Source organism: Kitasatospora sp. NPDC127067 (genome assembly GCF_042724755.1).
Lineage (GTDB): Bacteria > Actinomycetota > Actinomycetes > Streptomycetales > Streptomycetaceae > Kitasatospora > Kitasatospora lactacystinica.
In genome coordinates, this window is the sequence record NZ_JBHXEM010000047.1 from 50,905 (window position 1) to 59,745 (window position 8,841).

The following is an 8,841-nucleotide window of genomic DNA, read 5'->3' on the forward strand; positions in this document are numbered from 1 at the left end:
ACGGGAGCCGACCGCCCCATGGCAACACTGGCGAAGCCGAACCTGCCCAGGTTCAACGTGGAGATCTTCCAGAACGAGTACCTGGCCGACGGCGCCCGCGAGGTCAACGCCATCGTCACCGTCACCGCGACCGGCGGCGGCACCTCCGGCGGCCGGCCGCTCGGCTTCGCCGACGCCACCCCGGCGGGCACCGGCAGCGCGGCCGCCGTGGTCATCCTGGTGGACTGCTCGGGCTCGATGGACTACCCCAAGAGCAAGATCCACGGCGCCCGCGAGGCCACCGCCGCCGCCATCGACGCGCTGCGCGACGGCACCGCCTTCGCCGTGGTCGCCGGCACCCACGAGGCTCGCGACATCTACCCCGGCGACGGCACCCTCGCCACCGCCTCCGCCACCACCCGCGGGCAGGCCAAGGAGTCGCTGCGCCGGCTCACCGCCGCCGGCGGCACCGCGATGGGCACCTGGCTGGCCAAGGCCGACAAGCTCTTCCTCACCCGCCGCGACATCGCCATCCGGCACGCCGTCCTGCTCACCGACGGCAACAACGAGCACGAGTCCGCCGAGGACCTGGCCCGCACCATCGAACTGGTGACCGGCCACTTCACCGCCGACTGCCGCGGCGTGGGCACCGACTGGCGGATCGACGAGCTGCGCAGGATCTCCTCGGCGCTGCTCGGCACCACCGACATCGTCGCCGAACCCTCCGGCCTGGCCGAGGACTTCCGCTCGATGATGGCCGGGGCGATGGGCAAGCAGGTCGCCGACGTCGCCCTGCGGATCTGGACCCCGGCCAACGCCACGGTCAGGTTCGTCAAGCAGGTCGCCCCCGCGGTCGAGGACCTGACCTCCCGCCGCACCGAGGCCGGGCCCCGGGCCGGCGACTACCCCACCGGCTCCTGGGGCGACGAGAGCCGCGACTACCACGTCTGCGTCGAGGTGCCGGCCGCCTCGGTCGGCAACGAGATGCTGGCCGCCCGGATCAGCCTGGTGCTGCCCGACCAGGTCGCCGGCGGCACCCCGGAGGTGCTCACCCAGGGCCTGGTCAAGGCGGTCTGGACCGACGACCTGGCCTCCTCCACCCGGATCAGCCCGCAGGTCGCCCACTACACCGGGCAGGCCGAGCTCGCCTCCTCCATCCAGGAGGGCCTGGAGGCCCACCGGGCCGGGGACGTCGACCGCGCGACCGCCAAGCTGGGCGCGGCCGTCCGGATCGCCCACGCGACCGGGAACGAGGGCACCTACAAGCTGCTCCAGAAGGTGGTGGACGTGGTGGACCCGAAGGAGGGTACGGTTCGGTTCCGTAAGAACGTGAGCGAGGCCGACTCGATGACCCTTGAGACCCGGTCGACCAAGACGGTACGTGTGAAGAAGTGACCGCTGAAGACGTGACCGGGCCGGCACCCCGGCGCGACGCCGCACCGAGCCGGCCCGAAACGAGGGGGACCTGATGCCGATCTGCCCGAGGGGCCACGAGTCGCAGGCCGAGGACTGGTGCGACTTCTGCGGCTTCCCGATGACTCCGCCGGCTCCCACGCCGGGGGCGCACGGAGGCTACCCGGGGGCGCCCGGGGCCGACCCCGCGCCCGGCGCGCACGCCGGACACCACCCGGGGTACGGCGGCGCGTCCTTCGGCGCTCCGCCGCCTCCGCCGCCGATGCCGCCGGGGGCCGTCCCCCCGGGAGCCGTCCCGCCGCCCGGGGCACCCCTGCCGCCCCCGGGCATGGTGCCCCCGCCCCCGCACGGGGCCGTCCAGCCCCAGGCCGGGCCGCAGGGCCTCACCGCGGGCCTGGCCGTCTGCCCGATCTGCCGCAGCCCGCAGACCGGACGGTTCTGCGAGGAGTGCGGCTACGACTACGACCTCTCCACGCCCTCGCGCCGCCAGGCGCCCGGCGCCGGCCACCTCCCGCCCGGCCCGGCCCAGCAGCCGCCGCTGAACATCCCGGCGGCCTACGGCGGCACCCCGCCGCAGGCCCCGCCCGGTCATGCGCCCGCCGGCCAGCCCCCGTTCGGCCAGCCGCCGTTCGGTCACGCCCCGGCCGGCCAGCCCCCGTTCGGAGAGTCACCGTTCGGACAGCCGCCGGCCGCCCAGCAGGCCGTCGCGCCGCCCGTCCAGCAGCAGCCGCAGGCCCCCGGACACCCGCACACCTACGGCTACCCGCCCGCCCAGCCCGGCACCGGGCCGGCAGCACCTCCCGGCCACCACGCCGGGGGCGAGGGGCCCGCGCCGGAGGGCGCGTTCCCCGACACCTCCGTGCGCGAGGACTCCGGCCCGGTCTACGCCCACCCGGCCGGCCCCGGCCCGAACAGCCGCGGCGGCGACTTCGGCACCTCCTTCAACCTGGCCCCGCCGCAGCAGGCACAGCCGCAGCAACCCCGGGAACCCGCCCCGGCCGAGCCGGTGCGGACTAACTGGATCGCCGTGGTCGCGGCCGACCGGGACTACTTCACCGAGATGATGGCCCGCAGCGGCCCCGAGGCGGCCGGCCTGTTCTTCCCGCCGTACTGCCCCGAGCGCCGGATCCCGCTGACCGGCCGCGGCCAGCTGCGGATCGGACGGCGCAGCCAGCACCGCGGCACGGTGCCGGAGATCGACCTGTCCGTCCCGCCGGAGGACCCGGGCGCCTCGCACCAGCACGCGCTGCTCGCCGAACAGGCGGACGGCAGCTGGGTCCTGGTCGACCAGGACTCGACCAACGGCACCACCGTGAACGGCGGCGCGGAGCCGATCACCCCGCACACCGCGATCCCGCTGAACGACGGCGACCGGATCCACATCGGCGCCTGGACCACCATCACCGTGCACCGCGGCTGAAAGACCGCCACATCATTCCCTGATGGGTCATCAGCGCCAACTCCGTTCGGGCCGGGCGGAATTCGACATCCGCCCGGCCCGACTTTGTTTGAGTCCTCTTCAAAATATCCGCAAATTCGCTCGCACGGATGTGCACAGGAGCCTTCGCAGCCCCTAGGCTCAGGCCACATGACTGCTGCTATATCCGCTGACGGCATACGTCAGCGGTACGGGGATGTGCAGGCCGTCGACGGGGTGTCGTTCACCGTCGAGGCCGGCGAGTTCTACGGGATCCTGGGCCCCAACGGCGCCGGGAAGACCACCACGATGGAGATCCTGGAAGGAGTCCGGAAACCGGACGAGGGCCGGATCCAGCTGCTGGGCATGGAGCCCTGGCCGCGCAATCCGAAACTGCTGCCGCGAATCGGCGTGCAGTTCCAGGCGACCGCTTTCTTCCGGAAACTGACGGCCCGGGAGACCATCCGCACCTTCGCGTCGTTCTACGGGGTCGGCCCCAAGCGGGCCGATGCGATGCTGGAGCGGGTCGGCCTCTCGGACAAGGCCGAGACCCTGACCGACCAGATGTCCGGCGGCCAGGCCCAGCGCCTGTCGATCGCCTGCGCACTGGCGCACGACCCGGAGCTCGTCTTCCTGGACGAGCCCACCACCGGACTCGACCCGCAGTCCCGGCGCAACCTGTGGGACCTCCTGCGGGACATCAACGCCGAGGGCCGCACGGTCGTGCTGACCACGCACTACCTGGACGAGGCCGAGGTGCTCTGCGACCGGGTCTCGATCATGGACCACGGCAAGATCCTCCACACCGGCGCCCCGGCGGCGCTGATCCGCGAGATCGACGACACCGTCCGGATCAGCGTGGCCTCCGGCCAACTCCCGCTCGCCCGGGCCCGGGAGCTGATGACCGCGGCCGGCGCGGACATCGCCAACCTGGAGGACGACACCGTCTCGCTCTCCGTCTCCACCCGCGTTCCGGCCCCGGTGCTCAGCGTCCTCGCCGAGCAGAACGCGCTGCGCGGCCTGGAAGTGCGCGGCGCCACCCTGGAGGACGTCTTCCTCCAGCTGACCGGACGGGAGTTCCGCGCATGACCGCCAGCACCTCCACCGAGCCGCAGGCCCCGGCCCGGCACGGCGGCCCCGCCACCGACGAGCGGGAGCGGGTCAGCGCGTTCTGGAGCCTGTCCCGCGCCATGCTGCTCGGGATGAAGCGCGACCGCACCGCGACCTTCTTCATCCTGCTGTTCCCGCTGGTGTTCCTGGTGTTCTTCGGCAGCGTGACCAAGGGATCCGGCAGCCCCCACGCCAAGGTGGCCCAGGTCGGCGCGGTGAAGCTGTTCGACTCGATCCAGGGCGACGAGCGGGCGGGGCTGGACAAGGTCCTCACCATCACGAAGACCGACGACGAGGCCGCCACGCTGGAGAAGGTCCGCAAGGGCGACTACGACGCGCTGATCAAGCAGGGCCCGGACGGCACGGTCGAGCTGCGCTACACCGCCGCCGACCAGGTCCGCGCCGGCGCGCTCCAGGGCATCCTCAACTCGGTGGTCCAGACCGCCAACCAGGCGGCCACCGGCCAGAAGCCGGCCTTCGTGCTGGACTCCCAGCAGGTCGAGGACAAGTCGCTCAAGCCGATCCAGTTCCTCACCCCCGGCCTGCTCGGCTGGGCCGTCGCCACCGGCGCGGTGTTCGGTGCCGCGCTGACGCTGGTCAACTGGCGCAAGTCCAAGGTGCTGCGGCGGCTGCGGCTGGCCCCGATCAACGCCGGAACCGTGATCAGCTCCCGGATCCTGGTCTCGCTGCTGACCGCGTTCCTGCAGACCGCCGTCTTCCTGGTGGTCGCGACGAGCTTCTTCGGGCTCAAGCTCACCGGCAACTGGTGGCTGGTCATCCCGCTGGTGGCCTGCGCGACGCTCGCCTTCATGTCGATCGGCCTGCTGGCCGGCTCGGTCGCCAAGACCGAGGAGGCGGCCAACGGCATCTCGCAGATCATCGTGCTGCCGATGTCCTTCCTGTCCGGCTCGTTCTTCCCGCTGGACGGCGCCCCGGGCTGGCTGAAGGCCGTCTCCGAGGTCATGCCGCTGCACTACCTGGTCAACTCCGCCCAGTCGGTGCTCACCCGCGGCGGCGGCGTCATGGACGCCCTGCCGACCATGGGCGGCCTGCTGCTCTTCGCGGCCGTGCTGACCGGCATCTCCTGGAAGCTGTTCCGCTGGGAGGACTGACCCTCCCCGGTTGACGTCCACCGATCCCGACGGGGTCGTACGCCTTTGGTCCCGGTGTACGACCCCGTCGGCGTCTGCGACCATGGTCGGGTGAGAGAGATCCGGCGAGGCACGTTGAGCGAGGAGACCTTCTACGACCAGGTCGGCGGTGAACCGGCCTTCCGGCGGCTCGCCCACCGGTTCTACGAGGGCATCGCCGAGGACGAGTTGCTGCGGCCGATGTACCCCGAGGAGGACCTCGGGCCGGCCGAGGAGCGGATGGCCCTCTTCCTGATGCAGTACTGGGGCGGCCCGCGCACCTACAGCGACCGGCGCGGCCACCCCCGGCTGCGGATGCGGCACGCGCCGTTCAAGGTCGACAAGGCCGCGCACGACGCCTGGCTCACCCACATGCGGGCGGCCGTGGCGAGCCTGGAGCTGCCGGCCGAGCACGAGCAGCAGCTGCTCGAGTACCTGACCTACGCCGCCGCCTCGATGATCAACACTCCGGGCTGAGGCCGTTCCCTGGGTCTTCCCGAGGTCTTCCCTGGGTCTTTCCGGGCTTGCGGGCCGGGGTTTGCGGGCCGGGGTTTGCGGGCCGGGGTTTACGGGCCGGGGTTTACGGGCCGGGGTTTACGGGCCGAAGTTTTGCGGGCCCGGCTACCGGACCGGGCTGAGCCCCAGCCCCGCGCCCGGCGCGGCCACCGTGCGCACCGCCACCGAGCCCGCCGGGGCGCTCAGCCGCAGCCAGCCACCCGCCCGGTGCACGGTCAGCGGGGCACCGGGCCGCAGGAAGCCGATCACGTACGCGGCGTGCAACGCGCGCAGCGGCAGCTCGGGCAGCACCGTGACCGGGCGGGACCAGATCTCGTCGGCCAGCGCGTCCAGCACCGTGCGGCCGCGGTGGTGCGCCGGGACGGCCTCGCTGCGCTCGCGGAACTCCTGCACCCCGGCCATGAGTTCGGGGTACACCTCGGCCACCGGCGGGGCGCCCACCGGCCGCCAGCCGGTGCGCGGCGGCAGCAGCCCGGCCCAGGCCGGGCCGGTCACCGGCGCGGGCAGCGCGACGGAGCCCGCCTCGGCGTCCACGCCGTCCAGCAACTGGCCCGCCGAGACGGTCAGGTCCACCGGGCCGTCCAGACCGCCCAGCCGCACGGTACGGACCGCCAGCGCGCCCGAACCGCCCAGCGGCAGCCGTCCGAAGACCGCCAGCACGCCGTCGCCGTCGCCCTCTCCCGGGCCCACCGCCTGGAGCCGGACGGCCGCCGCCCGGTCGAAGCGCAGCAGGCGCAGCAGGAAGGCGGAGAGGTCGGCGGCCTCCCCGGTGTCGGTCAGGGCGAGACGGGCGGTGATGGTCACAGCGGTTCAGCTCGAATCGTCAGATGGGGTCAGACGGTGGCGACGGCCGGCTCTACGTCCATGAAGCGGCCGAGGAACTCCCGCTCCACCGGCGAGATCCGGCGCGGCCGGCCCTCGGCCAGGTCGTAGGGGACGACCACGGTGGACGCCCGGACGTACACGATGTCGCTGCCGTCCTCGGCGACGTCCTTGATCTCGTACGAGACCGTCAGCGAGGCGCCGCCGATCTTCGTCACCCAGGTCTCGATGGTGACCGGCTCCGGCCGGTGCACCAGCGGACGCTTGTAGTCGATCTCGTGGCGGGCCACCACCGAGCCGCCCGCGAACTCCCCGGCGCCGGCCGCGGCGGCCTGGGTGAACATGAAGTCGATCCGGGCCTCCTCCAGGTAGCGCAGGAAGACCACGTTGTTGACGTGCCCGAAGGCGTCCATGTCGGACCAGCGCAGCGGGCAGGCGTAGATGTGGCGAGCCACGGCAGTTCTCCTCGGTGTCCGGTCGCCCGCCGCCGTCCACCGCCGGTGGCGTGGGACGCGACGCGGCGGACGGTGGCGACGGGCCGCGGCCCGGCAGGCCGCCCCGGAGGGCAGTCTGCCGGGCCGTTGTGACGGCTGGGTGTCAGCCTCGGGTCAGCTTCTTGTACGTGGCCCGGTGCGGACGGGCGGCGTCGGCGCCGAGCCGCTCGATCTTGTTCTTCTCGTACGACTCGAAGTTGCCCTCGAACCAGAACCACTTGCTGTCGCCCTCGTAGGCGAGGATGTGGGTGGCCACTCGGTCCAGGAACCAGCGGTCGTGGGAGATGACCACGGCGCAGCCGGGGAACTCCAGCAGGGCGTTCTCCAGCGAGGAGAGCGTCTCGACGTCCAGGTCGTTGGTGGGCTCGTCGAGGAGCAGCAGGTTGCCGCCCTGCTTGAGGGTGAGCGCCAGGTTCAGGCGGTTGCGCTCACCACCGGAGAGCACGCCGGCCGGCTTCTGCTGGTCCGGGCCCTTGAAGCCGAAGGCCGACACGTAGGCGCGGGACGGCATCTCGACCTGGCCGACGTTGATCCAGTCCAGACCGTCGGAGACGACCTCCCAGAGGGTCTTCTTCGGGTCGATGTTGGAGCGGGTCTGGTCGACGTAGCTGATCTTGACGGTCTCGCCGACCTTGACCGTGCCGCTGTCCGGAGTCTCCAGGTCCTGGAGCATCTTGAACAGGGTGGTCTTGCCGGCGCCGTTCGGGCCGATGATGCCGACGATGCCGTTGCGCGGCAGGGTGAAGCTCAGGTCGTCGATCAGGATCTTCTCACCGAAGGCCTTGTTGAGGTTCTCGACCTCGATGACGACGCTGCCCAGACGCGGGCCCGGCGGGATCTGGATCTCCTCGAAGTCCAGCTTCCGCATCTTGTCCGCCTCGGCCGCCATCTCCTCGTAGCGGGCCAGACGGGCCTTGGACTTCGCCTGACGGCCCTTGGCGTTGGAGCGGACCCACTCCAGCTCCTCCTTGAGGCGCTTGGCGCGCTTGGCGTCCTTCTGCCCCTCGACCTTGAGGCGCGACTGCTTGCTCTCCAGGTAGGTGGAGTAGTTGCCCTCGTAGCCGATCGCGCGGCCGCGGTCGAGCTCCAGGATCCAGCCGGCCACGTTGTCCAGGAAGTACCGGTCGTGGGTGACGGCGACGACGGTGCCGGCGTACTTGGCCAGGTGCTGCTCCAGCCAGTTCACCGACTCGGCGTCCAGGTGGTTGGTGGGCTCGTCGAGCAGCAGCAGGTCGGGGGCCTCCAGCAGCAGCTTGCAGAGCGCCACGCGGCGCTTCTCGCCACCGGAGAGCTTGGTGACCTGCCAGTCGCCGGGCGGGCAGCCCAGCGCGTCCATGGCCTGCTCCAGCTGGGCCTCGAGGTCCCAGGCGTTGGCGTGGTCCAGATCCTCCTGGAGCTTGCCCATCTCGTCCAGCAGCGCGTCCGAGTAGTCGGTCGCCATCAGCTCGGCGATCTCGTTGAAGCGGTTGAGCTTCCCCTTGATCTCCTTGACGCCGTCCTCGACGTTCTCCAGGACGGTCTTGGACTCGTCCAGCGGCGGCTCCTGGAGCAGCATGCCGACGGTGAAGCCCGGCGAGAGGAAGGCGTCGCCGTTGGAGGGGTGCTCCAGGCCGGCCATCATCTTCAGCACGGTGGACTTACCGGCGCCGTTGGGGCCCACGACGCCGATCTTCGCTCCGGGGAGGAAGCTGAGCGTCACGTCGTCAAGGATGACCTTGTCTCCGTGAGCCTTGCGCACCTTGCGCATCGTGTAGATGTATTCCGCCACGTGAGATCGCTCCGGCGTCGTCGGGAGTAATTCGGCTTGCAGCCTTCCATTGTGCCGCACCCGGCTCGGAGCCCGAACCGCCCAGGTGACCCCACGGGGGTATCCGGAGCCGCTCCCCACCCGCCCGGGCCCCGCCACCAGCGCCCCTTCCGCCCCACCCCGCGAACGCGACCGGCCCGGCTCCCCGCACGC

8 protein-coding genes are annotated in these 8,841 nt (G+C 71.8%); 5 read left to right on the top strand and 3 right to left on the bottom strand.

Annotated features, from left to right (window positions below; translation table 11 throughout):
• Positions 1 to 18: 18 nt before the first annotated feature.
• The 5 genes from ACFWJ4_RS20200 (at position 19) to ACFWJ4_RS20220 (ending at position 5,526) form a co-directional block, all read left to right on the top strand.
• Positions 19 to 1,374 carry a VWA domain-containing protein gene (locus ACFWJ4_RS20200; RefSeq protein WP_380545707.1) on the top strand — a complete coding sequence of 452 codons (1,356 nt, stop codon included), beginning with the start codon at positions 19 to 21 and terminating at the stop codon, positions 1,372 to 1,374.
• Between the two features lie 346 nt (positions 1,375 to 1,720).
• Positions 1,721 to 2,812, top strand: a complete 1,092-nt coding sequence (locus tag ACFWJ4_RS20205) for an FHA domain-containing protein (RefSeq protein ID WP_380545709.1) — start codon at positions 1,721 to 1,723, stop codon at positions 2,810 to 2,812.
• Positions 2,813 to 2,980: 168 nt separating this feature from the next.
• Positions 2,981 to 3,898: an ABC transporter ATP-binding protein gene (locus ACFWJ4_RS20210; RefSeq protein ID WP_359910612.1), complete on the top strand. Its 918-nt coding sequence runs from the start codon at positions 2,981 to 2,983 to the stop codon at positions 3,896 to 3,898.
• Positions 3,895 to 5,031: an ABC transporter permease gene (locus ACFWJ4_RS20215; RefSeq protein ID WP_380545711.1), complete on the top strand. Its 1,137-nt coding sequence runs from the start codon at positions 3,895 to 3,897 to the stop codon at positions 5,029 to 5,031. Before ACFWJ4_RS20210 ends, ACFWJ4_RS20215 begins: the two co-directional genes overlap by 4 nt.
• Positions 5,032 to 5,121: 90 nt before the next feature.
• A complete protein-coding gene (locus tag ACFWJ4_RS20220; protein ID WP_359910607.1) occupies positions 5,122 to 5,526 on the top strand; it encodes a globin in 405 nt (134 codons plus the stop codon).
• A gap of 144 nt (positions 5,527 to 5,670) precedes the next feature.
• On the opposite strand, the gene ACFWJ4_RS20225 is transcribed toward ACFWJ4_RS20220, so the two are convergent.
• From ACFWJ4_RS20225 to ettA, 3 genes are all read right to left on the bottom strand, one after another.
• A complete protein-coding gene (locus ACFWJ4_RS20225) occupies positions 5,671 to 6,369 on the bottom strand; it encodes a hypothetical protein (protein WP_380545713.1) in 699 nt (232 codons plus the stop codon).
• Between the two features lie 29 nt (positions 6,370 to 6,398).
• Positions 6,399 to 6,842 carry a thioesterase family protein gene (locus ACFWJ4_RS20230; RefSeq protein ID WP_359910602.1) on the bottom strand — a complete coding sequence of 148 codons (444 nt, stop codon included), beginning with the start codon at positions 6,840 to 6,842 and terminating at the stop codon, positions 6,399 to 6,401.
• A gap of 142 nt (positions 6,843 to 6,984) precedes the next feature.
• Positions 6,985 to 8,649, bottom strand: a complete 1,665-nt coding sequence (ettA, locus tag ACFWJ4_RS20235; protein ID WP_359910599.1) for an energy-dependent translational throttle protein EttA — start codon at positions 8,647 to 8,649, stop codon at positions 6,985 to 6,987.
• Between the last annotated feature and the right edge of the window lie 192 nt (positions 8,650 to 8,841).

What these genes read in the sequence shown, in the direction of transcription:
- ACFWJ4_RS20200 (WP_380545707.1), top strand. Translation starts at nt 19, where the DNA reads ATGGCAACACTGGCGAAGCCGAACCTGCCCAGGTTCAACGTGGAGATC.
- ACFWJ4_RS20205 (WP_380545709.1), top strand. Translation starts at nt 1,721, where the DNA reads ATGGTGCCCCCGCCCCCGCACGGGGCCGTCCAGCCCCAGGCCGGGCCG.
- ACFWJ4_RS20210 (WP_359910612.1), top strand. Translation starts at nt 2,981, where the DNA reads ATGACTGCTGCTATATCCGCTGACGGCATACGTCAGCGGTACGGGGAT.
- ACFWJ4_RS20215 (WP_380545711.1), top strand. Translation starts at nt 3,895, where the DNA reads ATGACCGCCAGCACCTCCACCGAGCCGCAGGCCCCGGCCCGGCACGGC.